At 43.0% G+C, this 20,538-nt stretch carries 16 protein-coding genes; 2 read left to right on the plus strand and 14 right to left on the minus strand.

Features of this window, described 5'->3' with window-relative positions:
- Positions 1 to 43: 43 nt before the first annotated feature.
- The 4 genes from OCV65_RS04825 to OCV65_RS04840 all read right to left on the minus strand — a co-directional run bounded on the left by OCV65_RS04825 (position 44) and on the right by OCV65_RS04840 (position 5,721).
- Positions 44 to 2,758 (minus strand): sigma 54-interacting transcriptional regulator, encoded by a 2,715-nt coding sequence (locus OCV65_RS04825; protein WP_262581127.1) that lies wholly within the window; start codon positions 2,756 to 2,758, stop codon positions 44 to 46.
- 145 nt (positions 2,759 to 2,903) lie between these two features.
- On the minus strand, positions 2,904 to 3,917 hold the full coding sequence (locus OCV65_RS04830) for a zinc-dependent alcohol dehydrogenase (protein WP_262581128.1): 1,014 nt from the start codon (positions 3,915 to 3,917) through the stop codon (positions 2,904 to 2,906).
- Positions 3,914 to 4,882, minus strand: coding sequence for a transketolase family protein (locus OCV65_RS04835; RefSeq protein WP_262581129.1), 969 nt, complete (start codon positions 4,880 to 4,882; stop codon positions 3,914 to 3,916). The genes OCV65_RS04830 and OCV65_RS04835 overlap by 4 nt, the downstream gene beginning before the upstream one ends.
- 14 nt (positions 4,883 to 4,896) lie before the next feature.
- On the minus strand, positions 4,897 to 5,721 hold the full coding sequence (locus OCV65_RS04840; RefSeq protein WP_118384348.1) for a transketolase: 825 nt from the start codon (positions 5,719 to 5,721) through the stop codon (positions 4,897 to 4,899).
- 138 nt (positions 5,722 to 5,859) lie between these two features.
- On the opposite strand from OCV65_RS04840, the gene rpoN reads away from it, so the two are divergent.
- The gene (gene rpoN / locus OCV65_RS04845) at positions 5,860 to 7,164 is read left to right on the plus strand and encodes an RNA polymerase factor sigma-54 (RefSeq protein WP_262581130.1); all 1,305 of its coding nucleotides are present in this window, start codon (positions 5,860 to 5,862) and stop codon (positions 7,162 to 7,164) included.
- A 15-nt stretch (positions 7,165 to 7,179) separates the two neighbouring features.
- Here the strand turns inward: rpoN and OCV65_RS04850 are convergent, their stop codons facing one another.
- From OCV65_RS04850 to OCV65_RS04895, 10 genes are all read right to left on the minus strand, one after another.
- The gene (locus OCV65_RS04850; RefSeq protein ID WP_262581131.1) at positions 7,180 to 8,391 is read right to left on the minus strand and encodes an aspartate kinase; all 1,212 of its coding nucleotides are present in this window, start codon (positions 8,389 to 8,391) and stop codon (positions 7,180 to 7,182) included.
- Between the two features lie 9 nt (positions 8,392 to 8,400).
- Complete coding sequence (locus tag OCV65_RS04855) at positions 8,401 to 9,603, minus strand: cofactor-independent phosphoglycerate mutase (protein WP_262581132.1); 1,203 nt, start codon at positions 9,601 to 9,603, stop codon at positions 8,401 to 8,403.
- Between the two features lie 3 nt (positions 9,604 to 9,606).
- The gene (locus OCV65_RS04860; RefSeq protein WP_262581133.1) at positions 9,607 to 10,827 is read right to left on the minus strand and encodes a homoserine dehydrogenase; all 1,221 of its coding nucleotides are present in this window, start codon (positions 10,825 to 10,827) and stop codon (positions 9,607 to 9,609) included.
- A gap of 5 nt (positions 10,828 to 10,832) precedes the next feature.
- Positions 10,833 to 11,943 (minus strand): peptide chain release factor 2 gene (prfB, locus tag OCV65_RS04865; RefSeq protein ID WP_118451648.1). Its coding sequence is split into 2 segments (ribosomal slippage): positions 10,833 to 11,867 and positions 11,869 to 11,943, totalling 1,110 coding nucleotides; the frame shifts between segments, so codons are not numbered across the junction.
- 44 nt (positions 11,944 to 11,987) lie between these two features.
- The gene (gene secA, locus OCV65_RS04870; protein ID WP_118451647.1) at positions 11,988 to 14,552 is read right to left on the minus strand and encodes a preprotein translocase subunit SecA; all 2,565 of its coding nucleotides are present in this window, start codon (positions 14,550 to 14,552) and stop codon (positions 11,988 to 11,990) included.
- A 142-nt stretch (positions 14,553 to 14,694) separates the two neighbouring features.
- A complete protein-coding gene (hisA, locus tag OCV65_RS04875; protein ID WP_262581134.1) occupies positions 14,695 to 15,468 on the minus strand; it encodes a phosphoribosylformimino-5-aminoimidazole carboxamide ribotide isomerase in 774 nt (257 codons plus the stop codon).
- A 71-nt stretch (positions 15,469 to 15,539) separates the two neighbouring features.
- Positions 15,540 to 15,848 carry a hypothetical protein gene (locus tag OCV65_RS04880; protein WP_262581135.1) on the minus strand — a complete coding sequence of 103 codons (309 nt, stop codon included), beginning with the start codon at positions 15,846 to 15,848 and terminating at the stop codon, positions 15,540 to 15,542.
- Between the two features lie 125 nt (positions 15,849 to 15,973).
- Positions 15,974 to 16,732: a 4-hydroxy-tetrahydrodipicolinate reductase gene (gene dapB / locus OCV65_RS04885; RefSeq protein ID WP_118384134.1), complete on the minus strand. Its 759-nt coding sequence runs from the start codon at positions 16,730 to 16,732 to the stop codon at positions 15,974 to 15,976.
- An 80-nt stretch (positions 16,733 to 16,812) separates the two neighbouring features.
- Positions 16,813 to 17,703, minus strand: a complete 891-nt coding sequence (dapA, locus tag OCV65_RS04890; RefSeq protein ID WP_262581136.1) for a 4-hydroxy-tetrahydrodipicolinate synthase — start codon at positions 17,701 to 17,703, stop codon at positions 16,813 to 16,815.
- Positions 17,704 to 17,817: 114 nt separating this feature from the next.
- Positions 17,818 to 18,456, minus strand: a complete 639-nt coding sequence (locus OCV65_RS04895) for a single-stranded DNA-binding protein (protein WP_118384132.1) — start codon at positions 18,454 to 18,456, stop codon at positions 17,818 to 17,820.
- 235 nt (positions 18,457 to 18,691) lie between these two features.
- Here OCV65_RS04895 and typA point away from each other — a divergent pair, with 235 nt between their 5' ends.
- Entirely contained in the window at positions 18,692 to 20,524 is a 1,833-nt protein-coding gene (typA, locus tag OCV65_RS04900; protein WP_118384131.1) for a translational GTPase TypA, read from the plus strand.
- Positions 20,525 to 20,538: the final 14 nt, after the last annotated feature.

The following is a 20,538-nucleotide window of genomic DNA, read 5'->3' on the forward strand; positions in this document are numbered from 1 at the left end:
GATCTATAACGCATTACCTGCGTCATAAACCGATACTTTCATCTTATATATTTTCCATCATTTCTATCAAATACACAATTTCTGAATCCGGAATATCAATATGCAACATATGTTCAATATCTCCCAAACTCTGCTTGATTCTATTAAACAGTGTCTCATACTTCTTTTTTATCTCTTCCGTCTGTTTATGCTGTATAATTTCTCCCTGCATAATACGTTCCAGCATACATGCCGTATGAATTACATAACGAAATTTAATATCCTTTCTGTTTTTCCCCTGAGTCGTCAGTTCCTCAAACGATTTCAGTAGCAATGGAATAATCTTTGCCGGATTAAGAAAAGCCAGTATCCCCGAAAGCGTCTCAGCTAATATTTCTGTCTTTACATCGCTCTCCTGTTCATTCGAAATATTCAAATCCGATGCATTCGATAATATATGTTCCAGCCGACGCATTCCCTCCCCCGCAATCAATTCATCGACAGAAATATATGGTACACCGTCCAATTTCAAATCTACTGTTCCAACTACAGCATCAATCCTTTTCCGCTGCAGTCCCTCTTTCCCATTCTGCACGTCTACGGCCTGCCTGAAATCCATGCACTGTATATGCACCATATCTTTCAATGCTCCTGGGAGCATTTCCATGATAATATCTTTGATTTTTACAGCTGTTCCCTGTCCGGTAAAACATGTCGTTATAATCCTGTGCTGGATACACCCCATATTCTTCTCATCTTGATTCTTTATCAGGAACTGAAATGTCTGTTTCAAATCTGCATAGATTTCATCCAAGGACATATCTTGCATCAATGACTTTCTTAATGCTTCCAGCACAATCGCGGTCGAAGCAAGTGTTATGGTTCTCACTTTAATTCCGGTTTTCTGTTCAATCAATTCTCCCATCATGGTCAGTGAACCCATATCAGTTAGCAGCAGGACTCCCTTGCCCTCATCGATTTCCTTCACCATTGCCACAGCTTTTTCAAACATAATTTCAGTAGACATATCCAACGGCATATCAAGTGCTTTACAATGATCCGTATTCATCAGCTGATTAACAACTTCTGACATACTGCTCGCAGTTGAATTACCATGAGCCATAACCATTATGCCTGTATACTGTTTTATCTGTTCATTCGAAACACATAAAAACATTGTCAGGTATACCAATTCTCGTTCTGGTATCTGAACATCGAGTTCCTCTTCCAGTAGCCTTTTAATTGTCTTTGCTACTCGAAATTCTTTCGGATGATTTAATGCAATGTCACTGCCAACCTCTTCCCTTATCGGAATTCCGTTTTCAATCCGTTCGAGCATGGCATTTACGTGCATTGTCATTCCAATCTTAGCCTGTTCAGATAATTTTCTTTCCAACCGCACTTCTGCAAATTGAATCACTTCTTCAACTGCATAATACACATTGGCATTTATAATTTTCAACAGATTCTTTCTGCCATCCTCCTGATCTGTCACATGATATTTTTCCATCAGCTGTTCCATATATCGGTCCAGATCTTCCTGTAATATCCCTGTAATCTGCCCCTTTGTTCTTCCCTGCTGTTTAAAAGTCTGATATTTCTCCGAAATAATATCATATAGCGACTGTTTTTGATTGCCGATTGTTTCTTCACCTTCAAAAAAATGATAATCATCCGAATATCTCAAAAAATCAATCAGATCATTCTTTTGATTTTGATGTTCTAAACGGCCTTTTTGGATATACTCAGGCAGTACCGGCAATTCCACCGTAACATACTGCAGTTTATCTACCTTATACTGTAAAAAGGCTCTTGCACAGACCAGCTGAATATCTGCTTTCAGCTGTCCGATATTGCCTGGACAATAATATAACAGAAGTGCTATGAGTGCCTCTTTATAAACTCTGATCGGCACTCCCACCTTTTTTTGTTCATTTACAAAGAACATCTCTATCAGCTGCAGACGTTCCACTATAGGGCGTTCATTCAATGCTGGCAAATGGATTACAACAGGCATACGCCGCAAAAATGTCTTTAAAAGAACTGTATTAATATTTTCTGTCGTAGCACCGATAATCAGTACATCTGCCTCTCTGAATTTATCTGTTTCACCCAGACGCCGATAGATTCCTTTGTCCATCAATAAAAATAGCATCTCCTGACCTTCCGGAGGCAGGCGGTGAATTTCATCCAACAGCAAAATTCCTCCATCCGCCTGCTCAACAAGTCCAATTTTATCCTTTTCTGCACCAGTATAGGCTCCTTTTTTACATCCAAACAACTGTGACAGGATCAGCTGAGGATTTTGTGCATATTCTGCACAATTAAAAACAATCAGTTTTTCCTTTTCACGAATTATCCCCGATTGTGCCGCATACTCATACATCTTTTCTGCAAATGTTGTTTTTCCCGTCCCAGTCGGTCCAGCCAAAAGTGTATGTAAGCCTCTTGGTGGATACAAAATTGCTGATTTTCCCTGTTCGATTTGAGATTTCAGCGATCCGTTCCCGCCTATCAGATTGCTAAATGCGGTTTTACCGTCTTTTTCCTCTGCTTTTTTTACTAACTCTTCACAGACTGATGCTTCCATAAACAGTACCGGTCTACTTTCTGATTTTACTACAAGACCTTCCCGCACCAATTCATTCAAATCTCTGCTCACGTTACTTCGTTCTAATCCTAACGCCTCTGCAATCGTACCAGAATCTATTCCGGTTTTCGTTTCCTGTTCATCTACCATTTGTCGAACACATTGCAATATTTTTTCTTTTCTATTCAAGTCTTTAACCCTCTCTTCTAGTAAATCAATGCACCAACCAGGCGTTTCCATCTATCGTTTAAAAGAATTCTATCATTTTCTCTACTAGGAGTCCAGAATACAGAGCTATCTTATTCCGATATCATTCCATCTGCCAGCATTTGTTCTAGTTAAATGTAATAATTCCTTTTATGTATTCTTTTGGATTTGTTGTAAGCAGTTGGAAGCCTTCATTAATCTCTGTGACTGGAATTCTGTGTGTAATCAGTTTATCTGTTGGGAAAATATCTTTTACATACGCATCCACTGCCTTTTTTAGCACATCCATATAGTTTTCACAGTACCAAGGATGAACTACATGAATAATCGGAGAACGATACATCATATTATAAGCCATTTCCTCTGTAAATATTTCATTTTTCGTATACATAGACGGTGCAAGGATCTTTCCTCTTCCTGCAATTCTAATAATCTGCAATGCTGATGCCAGGCCTTTTAAGCTTCCTGTTATTTCAATAACTACATCAAATCCTTTTCCCTTTGTAATGTTCATCATGCTTGACTGTAAATCTTCCTGCAAAGGGCATATAGTTTCAGAAGCTCCGTATTTTTCTGCCAGTTTCAGACGATCTGAATCAAAATCAATTGCTGTTAGACTTCCCAATCTATCATTTTTCAATCCAGCTATTGCCAATAGTCCCATAAATCCACATCCAATCACAGCTACATGATCACCAAAACGTGGATTCGCTGCCTGAACAATATTTGCAACACACATCATTGGTTCTCCAAGACAGGCATCAATAGGTTTCTCCGTATCTGGAATTTTAACAAGACGTTTATTTTCATTCAGCATCATATGACTTGTAAAGCATTCAGAAGATACTCCTGTCACATAATCTCCCGTCTTAAATTTCGTAACACTTCTCCCTATTTCCTGTACTACAGCTACAGGCTCATGTCCCAGTCCCATTGGATATTGGATATTTTTCACCATGGCTTCAAAACCCAGTGGACTTTTGCCCATTGCACTTGTTCCCAGATATGCAGGAACATCTGAATGACATAAACCTACACTAATCATTTTCAATAATACTTCATCTTCTTTTAGTTCCGGCATCTGCTCTTCATATAATTCAAAATGACCAGCCCTCGTCAGTTTTGCTTTTATCCGTTTCATTTTTTGCTTTTCCTTTCTATTGCTTTCTCTGCTTTTTTCACAATATCTTCTGCGGTCAGATGGAATCTCTTCTTTAAATACTCCATATCTCCAACCTCTCCAAATTCATCTTCTATGCCAATCCGTTCTACCGGTACCGGCAGGTTTTCTGCAAGCACCTCGCATACCGCACTTCCAAGACCGTTATACATAGAATGGTTTTCTGCTGTAACAACTGCACCTGTTTCTTCTGCACATTTCAGGACAAGTTCCTTATCTAATGGCTTAATAGTAAACATATCTACCACTCTGGCAGAAATACCTTTTTCTGCTAAAACATCTGCTGCCTTCAAGGACTCTGCCGTCATAATTCCACTCGCTATAATTGTCACATCTGTACCTTCTCTGAGTTCTTTCCCTTTTCCAATCTCAAACTCTTCCTGACTGTCATACAACCTGACAACCGCTTTTCTGGCACATCTTATATAATACATTCCTTTTAAATCCACCAACTGATGAAGCAGTTTTTCTAACATCACTTCATCCGTTGGCTCTATAATTGTCAGTTCTGGAAAAGCCCGCAATGCGGCTACATCTTCAAATGGCATATGTGTTCCTCCGTTGTAAGCCGCCATAATTCCCGGATCTGAGCCAACTAATTTTACGTTCGCATGAGAATAGCATCCAGAAATAAAAATCTGATCATTTGCTCTTCTAGATATAAACGGTGCAAACGAATGTACAAACGGGATTTTCCCTGCTGCAGACATACCACATGCTACGCCAACCATATTTGCTTCCTGAATTCCGCAATTAACAAGTTGTCCCGGATATTGATCGATTTCATCCATTTTACTACCCATAATACAACCACCGAGATCTGCTTCTAATTCAACTACATTCTTATTTTCCCGCATTATTTTTGTAATCGTATCTGAATATACTCCGGCCATTTTTCTTTCAGATACTGTATATGTTTTTTTCATTTTCTATAATCCTCCTATCGTTTCAATTTATTGACTGCATCTTCCGCCTGCTCTGCTGACACGTTAATATGATGATTTTTTAATATATTTTCCGCAAAGGAACATCCTTTTCCCTTTATTGTGTTCATCACAATCACATGAGGTCTTTCATCATTATTTCTCGCAGTTGTAATTGCAGTATTTAATTCATTAATGTTATGTCCATCTACTTCCTGAACATCCCAATGAAAACTACGGAATTTTTCAGCAAAGCTATCCATGTTGCATATTTTAGACGTCATATTGTCCAACTGCTGCTTGTTGTCATCAACAAACAGAATCAGATTACCAAGTTTTTGCTGTGCAGCAAACATAACAGCTTCCCAGTTCTGCCCTTCCTGGCTTTCTCCATCACCAATAATACAGAAAATTGTATTTTCTTTTTGTTCAATCTTCTTAGCGAACGCGATTCCGGCAGCCACCGATAGTCCCTGTCCCAGTGAACCGGTTGTCACATCAATTCCCGGTGTCTTTGAATGATCGCAGTGGCTCGGCAATCTTGTTCCCGGCTGATTTAGGGTATCCAGCCAATCCATTGGGAAAAAGCCTTTCAACGCCAACGCTGCATACACTGCCGGGCCCGCATGACCTTTCGAGCAGATCAACCAATCCCGTTCTTCCCATTCTGGATTATCTGCATCATATTTCATCTGTTCTCCGTACAACACACTAAGAAGATCACATATACTCATCGCGCCTCCCATATGTCCGAAACCTCTTGTTTTCATCTGACGGATTGTCTGAATCCGTATATCCGTGGCAAATTTTTCTAATTCTTCTACTCTTTTCTCTGTTAACATTTTCCACACTCCTTTGTTTTATTTTTTATTATTTTAATAAAGCAAAAAACATGCCATTTTAGTGTGTTCTTTTCAAAATTTAACACACAAATTTGGCACGTTTTTTGCTATTATAAATTATAGGAGGTGATATTCATTATGGAACAAGGTTTTATTTTTTCCCAAAAGCAACAACTGATATTCAGTCAAAAACAGATTCAATCTTTAAAACTGCTTGCCATGGACAACTATGAATTAAGTACTTTTTTGCAGGAAGAATATAATGAAAACCCTTTATTGGATGTAAAAAACTCAGATTCTGCAGTTAGTCGCCCCTTTTCAAAGGCATCAGTAACATCGGATGAGACATTCCAGCCAGAGATACGCGCTCTTGATAATAATTACCTCGTTGATTTTATCATGAACCAGATCCATTATTCCGAGTTCAGCACATTAGAATTAAAAATCATGAAGTTGATGATCCTTTTAATGGATGACAAGGGATTCTTTCCATATACGCCAGAGGATCTGATGGAGTTGTATCACATTCCTGCTGAATCCTCTGCAAAATGTCTTGGCATTTTACAAACTTTGGAACCTTCTGGAATATTCCAGCCGGATATTGCCCATTACCTCCTGTATCAGCTTCACATCAACGGCATTGAAAATCAATCTTATACCCGCTTGATTTTAAATCATCTCGATGATATTGCATCTGGAAATCTGAGAACTATTGCAGATGACCTCGCCATCTCTGTTCCTGAAGTCCGGCAGATGATCCGGCTGGTTAAACTTTTACCGCCTCCCCCGCTAACAGGCATTGGAGACTCCACAAACGAATATATCATTCCTGATATAATTGTTGAAAAATCTGAAAACAACTGGAATATCTCTCTGAATGATAACTGGATAGAAAATTATAGTTTAAATGATTACTATATCCACATGATGCAGATATCTACAGACGCGCTTTTAAAAGATTACTTTGAGAAAAAATACAAACGGGTACATTTTATTTTCCAACAGATTGAACAGCGACGGAACACAATTCTTGCGATTTCAAATTCCGTTGTACAACGTCAGGAAGCTTTTTTCAACGGAACTGCACCCTTACATCCCATGACAATGTCTGATGTTGCAGACGAATTAAATCTTTCTGTCTCAACCATTAGCCGCGGCATAAAAAATAAATACATCCAATATCCAAATGGTATCGTTCCTCTCAAATCATTGTTCTCTACAGGATTATCACAGACAGGCAATGAAGAAATCAGTTGTTCACAGGTTACTCTTCTATTACATCAACTGATTCAACATGAAAATAAAGCGAAACCATTTAGCGATCAGGCTCTTACTAACGCCCTCATTCAAAAAGGTATACATATATCTAGAAGAACCGTAACTAAGTATCGGACATTAGCAAACATCCCTAATGCTTCCGAAAGAAAAGCAACACTGATTTAACAGTGTTGCTTTTCTTTATTCCAGCTGTCCGGCAAATCCGTCGTGTACAGCATTCAATGCTTTCTCTACATCCTTTTTATCAACCAGTACTGTAATACGGATCTCGGATGTAGCAATCATATTGATGTTAATTCTCGCATTATAGAGAGTCTCGAACATCTTAGCAGCCACACCAGGATTACTCATCATACCGGCACCGACTACAGAAATCTTAGCCACATCTCTATTGCTTGTGATTTCTTTAATCGTCAGTGCTTCTTTGTGATCCTCCAGAATATGGATTGCATCATCCAGATCATCCTCGGATACAGTAAATGAAATATCCTTAGTTCCATCTCGTCCCACTGACTGCAGGATGATATCTACGTTAATATTATTTTTTGCAAGTGTATTGAAAATGCGAAATGCAGTTCCCGGCTGATCGTCTACTCCGATCACTGAGATTCTTGCGGTATTCGTATCGGCTGCAACGCCTGTGATTAACATTTTTTCCATTTTGACTTTCTCCTTGATCACTGTACCTTCTGAACGGTTCAGGCTGGATCTTACCACCAGCTCTACGCCGTATTTTTTAGCCATTTCCACCGATCTGTTATGTAAGACTTTCGCTCCAAGAGAGGCTAACTCCAGCATCTCATCATAGGTCACTTCATCCAGTTTCATCGCATTCTTTACGATTCTCGGATCAGCTGTGTAGACACCGTCGACATCCGTAAATATCTCACACCTGTCAGCATGTAACGCCGCTGCCAGTGCCACTGCTGTGGTATCTGATCCACCTCGGCCAAGTGTCGTCAGATCATCATATTTATTAACGCCCTGAAAACCGGTCACGATTACAATCTTTCGTGAATCCAGCTCGTGGGTAATACGATCTGTATCAATCCTCTTGAATCTTGCATTGCCATACCGTTCTGTAGAATGCATCTGCACCTGAAACGCATTCAGCGATACTGCAGGCACATCCAGGCTCTGCATAGCCATAGCCATCAGGGATACGGATACCTGTTCTCCTGTTGTCAGGAGCATATCCAACTCTCTTTTCTTTGGATTAGCATGAATGCTATGTGCCATAGCGATCAGATCATCGGTCGTATCTCCCATTGCTGACAATACTACTACTACATCATGACCGGCTCTGTAATCTTCGATGCATCTCTCTGCCACGCGAAATATTCTTGTTTTATTAGCCACAGAACTTCCGCCAAACTTTTTTACAATTAACATAGTTCCTCCTTAGCATTCCAGAAGATGATCAATCAATCGATAACCATCCTTCCAAATGCATGTGCTCTTTGCTGCTTCTTTTTCATTATATGTATGAATTCCGTCTATTGCCTTTCTACTGTCGTAGATCATATACGGAACCGGCTCAGATGTATGTGTTCTCACACAGATCGGCGTCGGATGATCCGGAAGTATCATTAGTCTGTAATCTTCTCCCGACCGGTCCATTGCTTCCGTAATCCTTGCCACAACACGACCGTCCACATTCTCAATTGCTGTAATCTTATCCGTCACAGAACCCATGTGTCCCATCTCATCCGGTGCTTCTACATGTACATAAGCAAAATCATAACCATCCTCTAACAATGCGTGGATTGCCGCATCTGCTTTGCCCTCATAATTGGTATGCAGTCCACCATTGGCACCTTCTACGATAATGCGATCCATATCTGCACCGACTGCAATTCCTTTCAACAGATCCACCGCCGAGATCATCACACCCTTTTTGCCGGTCTTTTCTTCAAATGATGCAAGTGCCGGTCTGGTACCTGCACCCCAGAACCATGCAGAATTAGCCGGGTTCAGTCCCTGCTTCTTACGCTCTACATTGATCGGATGATCTTTCAATATCTCATAGCTCTTCTTCATCATGTCAAGGAGTACCAGATCCTTCGGCAGGTATTCTCCAACGGTCTTTGTCAGGATATCATGCGGCGCCGTAAGTTCTAACACTTTACCATGTTTCCAGATCAGAAGATGACGGTAACTGGTACCTGCGTAGAATTCATAACCTTCTCTTTTCAGGCCTTCTTTTAATGCCTCTAACAAAACGGTAGAATCTTCGGTACTGATCTCACTGGAACTATGATCGATGATCTTCTGATCTTCGTAAGCACCACCATCTTCCGTCAGTGTCACAAGATTACAGCGGAACGACACATCATCTGCTGCCATATCTACACCGATACTGAGTGCTTCTAACGGTGATCTTCCGGTATAATAAATCTTCGGATCATATCCCATTACTGACAGATTGGCGGTATCACTTCCCGGTGCCATTCCTTCCGGCACCATAGATGCCAGTCCGATCTCCGCTTTCTCTGCAAGGCGGTCAAAATTCGGTGTATCAGCAGCTTCCAGCGTTGTCTTACCGCCCAATTTCTCCAGCGGTCTTCCTGCCATTCCGTCACTTAACACGATGATATATTTCATAAACTAGTCCTCCACGCGAATCATGCTGATAATATCTTCTGTATAATCAGACACTTTTTTCTCATATAAGCCCTCTTTCATGGATTCTGTCACAAATCCGAACTCTCCGGCAATCTCCGGAACTTCAACATACTGTAGCATTCCGAAAGATGCTTCCAGTTTCTGCTGAAGTTCTTCTTTCTTACCTTTGATACGTACAAAGAAACGATGCTCAACTTCTTCCTGTTTCTGGATTTGAAGTTTCTCCTCGCTCCATCCATAGCCAAGATTATAACCGATATTCTTAACTGCTTCGACCACATCACCAACTACAGCACTGGCCGTTGGAAGCTTGCCTGCGCCACTTCCGTAGAACATCGCATCGCCCAGCATATTGCCATGTACAAATACTGAATTAAAGACTCCGTTAACACTGAACAGTGGATGATCCTGACTCAGAAGACACGGAGATACCATGGCACTAAGCGTCTCACCATGTCTCTTGCATGTTGCAAGAAGCTTCACCGTTCGTCCCATTACCTTTGCATACTGCATATCTTCTACTGTTACTTTCGTAATACCTTCACAGTAAAGGTCTTCAAAATCTACCTGCTTACCGGAAATAATAGACGCCAGGATTGCAATCTTACGGCAAGCGTCATAGCCCTCCACATCTGCCTCCGGATTACGCTCTGCAAATCCATTGTCCTGTGCCTCTTTTAACACATCATCGTATCCGGCGCCTTCATAAAACATCTTAGTCATCATATAGTTGGTTGTTCCATTCAGAATTCCCACGATCTCTTCGATCACGTCTCCAGTCAGAGATTCATACAAGCTTCTGAGGATTGGAATGCCTCCACCCACACTTGCTTCATAGAAGAAATTCACATTCTGCTCTTTTGCAACACGAATCAACTCTGCGCCATGCTTTGCCACCAATGCCTTATTCGATGTAGCAACATTCTTTCCTGCCAGAAGACTTCTCTTTACAAATGTATAAGCCGGTTCAATACCACCCATCACTTCTACAACGATCTGAACTTCTTCGTCATTTACGATCTCTTCAAAATCATGAGTGATTACCTCCTGCACCGGATCTCCCGGAAAATCTCTCAGATCCAGTACATATTTTACTTCCAGTTCTTCTCCTGCTCTCTGCGCGATCACTTCACGATTGGTACGGAGTACCTCATAGACTCCGGATCCTACTGTTCCATATCCAAGCACTGCTATCTTTGCCATATCTTCTACCCTTTCCTCTGTTCCTGTAAAAAAGCATTAATAAATGGTTCCAATGCTCCGTCCAGCACTGCGCCGACGTTGCTGCTCTCCGCACCTGTCCGGTGATCCTTCACCAACGTATACGGCTGCATAACATATGAACGGATCTGATTGCCAAATCCGATCTCTTTGATCTCACCACGGATATCTGACACCTTATCCGCCTGCTCCTGCTCTTTCAGGAGCTTTAACTTCGCTTTCAGCATCTGCATTGCCTTATCACGGTTATGATGCTGTGAACGTTCATTCTGGCACTGTACCACAATTCCTGTCGGCAGATGCGTGATACGGATTGCCGATGATGTCTTATTGACATGCTGACCACCCGCTCCACTGGCTCGATAGGTATCGATCTTCAGTTCATCATCACTGAGTTCAATATCATCAATATTATCCTCAATATCCGGAATCACATCACAGGATGCAAATGATGTCTGTCTCTTTCCTGCAGAATTAAATGGCGAAATACGCACCAGGCGGTGTACGCCTTTTTCAGACTTAAAATATCCATAGGCATTCTCACCACTGACCTCAAACGTAACCGTCTTAATCCCCGCCACATCTCCTTCCAGAAAGTCCAGTACCTTCACACCGAATCCTTTGCGCTCCGCAAATCTGCTGTACATGCGGTACAGCATGCTCGCCCAGTCACAGGACTCCGTTCCGCCAGCTCCTGCATGAAGTGTTACAATTGCATTATACTTATCATATTCGCCCGACAGAAGCGTCTGGATGCGCAGGCTCTCATAACCCTCTTCAAATGCATTCAGCTCTTCTTCTATCTCAGGAAGCACCGATTCGTCTTCTTCCTCATACGCCATCTCAATCAACAGTCCAATATCTTCATAGCTCTGTTCCAGATGTTCCACTGTCTCTACCTGATCTTTTAGATCTTTGAGATCCTTCATAATCTTCTGGCTTTCTTCCGGTTCATCCCAGAATCCCGGTTCTTCCATCTTACGTTCTAATTCTTCAATCCTCTGTTTCTTTCCAGGGATGTCAAAGTGAATCCCTCATTTCAGCAAGTGGGCTCTCGTAAGCACTGAGCCGTCCTTTATACTGGTCCAGTTCTACCACACTATCACCTCTTTCTATCTTAAATGCATGAGATACTGGGACATTTATTTACGCCCGCAGCACTGTTTATACTTCTTACCGCTTCCACATGGACATGGATCATTTGGATAGATCTTCTTATTTTCACGCTTCTTCGGTGCACGTACGGCACTTTCATCCTTATTCGTACCGGTCACCTTGGCTACTTCTTCGCGTTCTGCTTTCTGCTCGATCTTCACACGGTATAATGCACGGATCGTATCAGCAGAAATTGCTCTTGTCATCTCATCAAACATCTCATATCCGATCATCTTGTACTCAACCTTCGGATCTCTCTGACCATATGCCTGCAATCCAATACCCTGACGCAGCTGATCCATGTCATCGATGTGATCCATCCATTTATTATCGATAACCTTCAAAAGAACCACTCGCTCCAGTTCACGGATATGCTCCGGTTCCGGGAACTCTGCTTCTTTCTGCTCATACAGCTTCACCGCACGCTCTTTCAGCATATGCTTCAGCTTCTTAGCATTCATATCCTTAACTTCTTCCGGTGCAACCGGCTTCATCGGGATTACATTGCAGAGGCTTACATTAAAATTCACCAGATCCCAGTCTTCCGGATCTGCATCCGCAGGAATATCACTGTCTACCAGATTCTCCACATATTCTGTGATCATATGGATGATAGAATCACGCATACTCTCGCCGTCCAGTACCTTCTTCCTCTCAGAGTAGATGATCTCTCTCTGCTCATTCATTACCTGATCATATTCCAACAGGTTCTTACGAATACCAAAGTTGTTATTCTCAATCTTCTCCTGTGCCTTCTCGATTGCACTGGATAACATCTTATGCTCAATCTGTTCGCCATCTTCTACACCAAGTGCATTAAACACGCTCATCAGACGTTCAGAACCAAACAAACGCATCAGATCATCTTCCAGAGAAATGTAGAATCTGGATTCACCCGGATCTCCCTGTCGTCCGGCACGTCCACGGAGCTGATTGTCAATACGTCTGGACTCATGACGCTCTGTACCGATGATCTTAAGACCGCCGGCTTTTCTTGCCGCATCGTCCAGCTTAATATCCGTACCACGACCGGCCATATTAGTAGCAATCGTTACTGCTCCATGCTGACCTGCCTGCGCTACAATCTCAGCTTCCATCTCATGAAACTTGGCATTCAATACATTATGCTGTACACCTCTTCGCTTCAGCATACCACTCAGAAGTTCCGATACCTCGATCGTGATCGTACCAACCAGCACCGGCTGTCCTTTGGCATGTGCTTCTTCTACTGCATCGCAGACTGCTCTGTATTTTTCTTTCTGCGTCTTATATACGGCATCATCCAGATCCTGACGGATGACCGGCTTATTGGTCGGGATTTCTACAACGTCCATTCCGTAGATCTCACGGAACTCCTTCTCCTCTGTCAGCGCGGTACCTGTCATACCACTCTTCTTCTCGTATTTATTAAACAGATTCTGGAATGTAATGGTCGCCAGCGTCTTACTCTCACGTTTCACCTTTACATGTTCCTTCGCCTCAATCGCCTGATGCAGACCATCAGAATAACGGCGTCCCGGCATGATACGTCCGGTAAATTCATCTACGATCAGTACTTCATCATCCTTAACCACATAATCCTGGTCACGGAACATCAGGTTATGCGCACGGAGTGCCAGGATAATGTTATGCTGGATTTCCAGGTTCTCCGGATCAGCCAGATTGTCCAGATGGAAGAACTTCTCTACCTTCTTCACACCATCTTCTGTCAGGTTGATGTTCTTTTCCTTCTCATCTACGATAAAGTCTCCGGTTTCCTCAATCTCTTCTCCCATGATGGCGTTGATCTTAGAGAACTCTCCGCTGGCTTCACCTTTTTCCATCTGTCTTGCAAGAATGTCACATGCTTCATAAAGCTTCGTTGACTTGCCGCTCTGTCCGGAAATGATCAGTGGTGTACGTGCTTCATCGATCAATACAGAGTCGACCTCATCGATAACAGCAAACTTCATACCGCGCTGTACCAGCTGTTCCTTGTAAATGACCATGTTATCTCTCAGATAATCAAATCCGAGTTCGTTATTTGTTACGTAAGTAATGTCGCAGTTATAAGCAGCACGACGTTCTTCTTTGTCCATACTGTTCAGTACTACGCCGACTGTCAGTCCCAGAAATTCATGTACCTGTCCCATCCACTCTGAGTCACGCTTTGCCAGATAGTCATTGACCGTAACGATATGTACACCTTCTCCTGTCAATGCATTCAGATATGCCGGAAGGGTAGATACCAGTGTCTTACCTTCACCAGTCTTCATCTCAGCGATACGTCCCTGATGAAGAACGACACCGCCGACTAACTGTACACGGAAATGACGCATGCCAAGTACTCTGACAGACGCCTCTCTCACCGTCGCGTACGCCTCTGGAAGCAGGTCATCCAAAGACTCTCCTTCTGCATAACGTTCTTTGTATTCACGGGTTTTGTCCCGAAGCTCTGCATCCGACAGCTTCTGCATCTCCGGCTCCAGTGCTTCTATGCGATCCACGATAGGATAAATTCGCTTTAATTCATTTTCACTATGTGTTCCAAACAACTTTTGTAATAAGCCCATATTGGTAACTCCTCGTTTTCATTAATTCTATAAAATAACTATTTTATTGTACCACTAACCCTCATCCAATTCAATCATTTCAACTACTGAAAGTACAGGATCAACCGTACAGATTCAGGTCATCAGACTCCCGCTATCATTCTTAATGATAATTCTTAACAACATCGTAAGCAACCTTGCCGCCAAAAAGATCCAAAGCACTGCCAATGGTAAAGTCCAGTTTTCCTCCGGACTGCACTCGGAATCGTTCCAGATCTTCCATAGTTCCGATTCCTCCCGCATAAGTAATCGGCCGCCCCTCACAAGATGCCAGAATGCTCACCAGCTCCTCCGGTGCACCCGCTGATTTTCCTTCCACATCTACACCATGGATCAGAAATTCATCACAATAAGTGCCAAGCTTTCCCATGAGTTCCGAAGTAAGCTTCTCATCCGTAAATGTCTGCCAACGGTCAGTCACAATATAATATGCACCATCTTCCCGCTTCCTGCAGCTGAGATCCAGAACCAGATGCTCCCTCCCTGTTACCTGCAGAAGTTGTTCCAGCCTGTCCCAACGGATTCTTCCTTCCCGGAACACATAAGATGTCACAATCACGTGGCTTGCTCCTGCATCCAGATATTCTTTTGCATTCTCCGCTGTCACACCGCCACCGATCTGCATCCCTCCTGGAAATGCCTGAAGTGCTGCCAGTGCCTGCTTACGGGTTGCCTCGTAGTATTCGGATCCTGCCGGATTCAGCAGGATAATGTGTCCACCTCTCAAATTGTCCTTTTTGTACATTTTTGCATAAAAGGTACTGTCCTGTTCCGAAATATAATTCTCTTCTGCCTGATCTCCGGCATCTTTCAGGCTTCCGCCCACAATCTGTTTCACCTTTCCATTATGTATATCGATACATGGTCTGAACCGCATTCTCTTTCTCCCAATCTTATTCCTTATATAAAGACAGACGGAGGAGCACATCCTCCGTCTGCTTAACTCTCTTATCTGTTAGTTCTGTTATCACTGTTTTTGTTCTGCACATCGCCATCCAGATCATCCGCGCCGTCACGAACTGCATCACCAGCATCGTCGACACCGTCCCGGATTGCATCACCAGCATCGTCGGCACCGTCCCGGATTGCATCACCAGCATCGTCGGCACCGTCCCGGATTGCATCACCGGCATCATCAATTGTGCCGTCATTTACCGTGCCGTTATCTGCAGCATCGCCACTGTTTCCACAACCGGTAAGTCCACACATCAATCCTGCACACAGCAGGATTGCCAGCGTTTTCTTTAACTGTTTCATAGATTAAATCTCCCTTTCATGTATATTCTTTGATAATCAAGTAATACTTGGTACCAGTAATATCTGCATTATTTAAGAATATATACCATATCAGGCTCATTACATGAATGGAAGTATCTGGAAAACTAGAACTGGATCACATCTGACATATCATAGAGTCCCGGCTCTTTTCCTGCCAGAAATGCTGCTGCGGACACTGCTCCCTTTGCAAAAATAGCTTTGGAATATGCCGTATGCTTGAATTCGATCACTTCATCTTCACCGGCGTAGATCACTTCATGTTCGCCTACGATTGTACCGCCGCGTACTGCCGCAATACCAATTTCCTTATCAGAACGTTTCTTTCTCTCCTGACTTCTGTCGTAGGTATATGAATATACATTATCCATCGCTTCATTGATAGAATCTGCCAGTGCCAGTGCTGTACCACTCGGTGCATCTACTTTCTGATTATGATGTTTCTCTACGATCTCAATGTCATATCCTGCAGGAGCAAGCACCTTGGATGCATCCTTCAGAAGCTTCATCAACAGGTTCACTCCCAGAGACATATTAGCAGAACGAAGCACTGCAACTTTTTCCGAAGTCTTCTTAACCTTTGCAATCTGTTCTTCACTCAGTCCTGTAGTACACAGAACCACCGGAAGCCCTTTCTTCGCACATGCTTCCAGCAGGTCATCTACTGCTGCCGCATTGGAAAAATCGATCACTACATCTACCGGCACATCACACGCTTCCACGCTTTCAAATACCGGATATGGATTCTCTCTTCCAAGGAATCTGTCCACACCTGCAGCCAGTTCCATTCCTTCTGTCTCATCCACCATGCGGCTGACTACCTGTCCCATCTTGCCGTTACATCCATGCATTAATACTTTTATCATCAGAATCCTCCTATATGCTATGTAAGGACAGAGGGCGATCATCCCGCCGTCTGTCCTTGTTATATGACTTATTAACTCACTTATACAAGCTGAATACCAAAATCCTTCATGGCTTTTGCCAGGCTCTTCTCATGCTCTGCTGAAATATCTGTCAGAGGCATACGAAGTCCTCCGCATTCCATTCCCATCAGGTTCACTGCCTTCTTAACCGGGATCGGATTCACCTCACAGAATAACTGCTCGATCAACGGAATCGCCTTAAGCTGCATATCACGTGCAGCCTTTACATCTCCCTCAAAGAACTTCGCACAGATATCGTGTGTATACTGTGGGGCTACATTAGAGAGTACCGAAATCACACCAATACCACCCAATGAAAGAAGCGGAACAATCTGATCATCATTACCGGAATACAGATCTATCTTTCCGTCTGTCAGGTTCATGATCTTAGCCACCTGGCTGATATTACCGGATGCTTCCTTGATTGCTACGATATTATCCGTCTCTTTTACCAGTGTTGCTACCGTCTCAGGAGCAATATTCATGCCTGTACGGCTGGCTACGCTGTACATAATGATCGGAGCATTTGCTTCCTTTGCAACTGCCTTGTAGTGTGCGATCAATCCATCCTGTGTCGCTTTGTTATAATATGGTGTTACCAAAAGAAGTCCGTCTACACCATACTCTACTGCTTCTTTCGACATATCAATCGTTGTATAAGTAGCGTTGGAACCGGTACCTGCAATTACCGGAAGTCTCTTCCTGGTACGTTCTACCGCAAAACGGATGCACTCCATATGTTCTTCTTCCGATAAAGTAGAAGATTCTCCTGTTGTTCCACATATAATAATACTGTCTGTACCATGTTCGCAATGGTAATCAATCAGCTCATCTAATTTGTCATAATTAACGCTTCCATCTTCATGAAAAGGTGTGACCAGTGCCACTCCTGCGCCTGTAAATATTGCCATATTATCCCTCCTGAACTGCTGAATATTTATATGTACAAAATTTTAACATTATTCTTTTTTCGTGTCAATGGAGCGATTATGGCGTCTCTGTGACCGGAGCGAATTTAATCTTTATCATTCCTCTGCATCATCCATACATTCCAGCTTGCTGACAGATACTTCATAAGCCGTCCGTTTCTCTGTCTCAGTCTCCGACAGACGTTTCACATACTCTCTGCTTTGAATTCTTCCAAGCACCTGTACATGCTCTCCTACTTCAAAAGCGGAAGCGTACCTTGCATTGCGTCCCCAACAGATACACGGAATATAATCCGACTTACCATATGGTCTGTTAACTGCCAGTAACAGATCTGCGATCTCACGTCCTAACGGTGTTTTTCGATAAATCGGCTGTTTACAGATATAGCCATCAAGCAGCACTGAATTCGTCTTAGCACCGTCCGGTTCCTCACTGATAAATTCCACTTCCCGCACAAATACCGACAAGATCAGCCGGTTCTTCTGCTCTTCGTGACGATTATAGGAACGGAACTGTCCATTTACCATAATGTATTCACCCGTATAGTCCTGCGTCACATCCAAAAGTCGCTCTGAGATCATAAGCGGAATCTGATCTTCCGAGTTACTGAGTCGTCTGACCAACACATCTACCATATAAAAGCCTTCTCCGAAAACTTCATGGCTGAATACAAATTTCCCTGCGATCTCTCCGATAATTGTCACCTGGTTGTTTTCAATAATCTTATCTGACATCAATGTAATTCTCCCTTCCTCCGAAATGTATTTCAGGCTTCTTTGTCTCCCGGCATTACTCTGTCATCCACCGGGGTAATACCTAGTTTATGCATTCACATTTCTCTTTAGAACTGCTTTTCTTCCGGTTTTTCTTTTCTTTGATTAGTAGTTGTAATTTCAAAAAAATATGATACAATACTAAAGTTGAACACATTAAATAGGTAAAAGTATTGAATTGTAAAGGAAGATATTTATGAGACAGAAAAGAGAAGACGTCCGCAATATCGCGATCATTGCCCATGTCGATCATGGCAAGACGACACTTGTGGATGAATTGCTGAAGCAAAGTGGTGTATTCCGTGAGAATCAGGAAGTCGCGGAACGTGTCATGGACTCCAACGACATCGAACGCGAGCGTGGTATTACCATCCTCTCCAAGAACACCGCCGTATATTATAAAGATACCAAAATCAATATCATCGACACACCGGGACATGCCGACTTCGGCGGCGAGGTAGAGCGTGTTCTCAAGATGGTAAATGGTGTAGTTCTGGTAGTAGATGCATTTGAAGGTGCCATGCCACAGACCAAGTTCGTACTGCGCAAAGCTCTGGAACTGAAACTGCCGGTTATCGTGTGCATCAATAAGATCGATCGTCCGGAAGCAAGACCGGAGGAAGTCATCGATGAAGTACTGGAACTCTTTATCGATTTGGATGCTGACGAGGAGCAGCTTGAATGCCCATTCGTATACGCTTCCGCCAAAAATGGTTACGCGATCCTGGAGCTGGATGACAGCCCGGACAACATGATTCCACTGTTCGAGACGATTCTGGACTATATTCCTGCACCAGAAGGTGATCCGGAAGCCGGCACACAGGTACTGATCAGCACCATCGATTACAACGAATACGTAGGACGTATCGGAATCGGTAAAGTTGATAACGGAACCATCCGTGTAAACCAGGATATGGTCGTAGTCAATGAACACAATCCGGATCGTCAGGAAAAAGTACGTATCAGTAAGCTGTATGAATTCGACGGACTGGACAAGATTGATGTTAAGGAGGCTACTATCGGTTCTATCGTAGCTGTATCCGGTATCTCAGACATTTCCATTGGTGATACCTTGTGCTCACCGGAGAATCCGCAGGCAATCCCATTCCAGAAAATCTCTGAGCCTACGATTGCAATGCAGTTTATCGTAAACGACAGTCCACTCGCAGGTCAGGAAGGTAAATACGTAACTTCCCGTCACATTCGTGACCGTCTGATGCGCGAGCTGAATACTGACGTCAGCCTCCGCGTAGAAGAAACAGACAATATGGATAGTTTTAAAGTATCCGGACGTGGTGAGCTTCACCTGTCTGTCCTGATCGAGAATATGCGCCGTGAAGGATATGAATTTGCAGTAAGTAAAGCTGAGGTTCTGTACAAAAAAGATGAAAAAGGCAAACTTCTGGAGCCAATGGAACTTGCATATATTGACGTACCGGACGAATTTACCGGAACTGTCATCGAGAAATTAGGTCAGCGAAAAGGTGAACTTCGCAACATGGATGCCAGCAGCGGTGCTTATACTCGTCTGGAATTTTCTATCCCAGCCCGTGGTCTGATCGGTTACCGTGGCGAATTCATGACTGATACCAAGGGAAATGGTATCATGAACACACTGTTCGATGGATATGCTCCATACAAGGGCGACATCCAGTATCGTAAACAGGGCTCCCTGATCTCATTCGAGACCGGAGAATCTGTTACTTACGGTCTGTTCAATGCTCAGGAACGTGGTACTCTCTTCATCGGTGCTGGTGAAAAAGTATACTCTGGTATGGTCATCGGGCAGAACGGCAAGACTGACGATATCGAAGTAAATGTATGCAAGACCAAGCATCTGACCAACACCCGTTCATCTGGTGCTGATGACGCGCTTCGTCTGACCACACCAAAGGTACTGAGTCTGGAAGAAGCTCTGGACTTCATCGACACTGACGAATTACTGGAGGTAACACCTAAGAGTCTTCGTATCCGCAAGAAGATCCTGGATCCAAGACTCCGTAAACGTGCTAACATGAAACAGAGCTAATCTGTGGAGGATGC

The sequence above is a fragment of the Dorea ammoniilytica genome, from assembly GCF_025567415.1.
Classification (GTDB): domain Bacteria; phylum Bacillota; class Clostridia; order Lachnospirales; family Lachnospiraceae; genus Claveliimonas; species Claveliimonas ammoniilytica.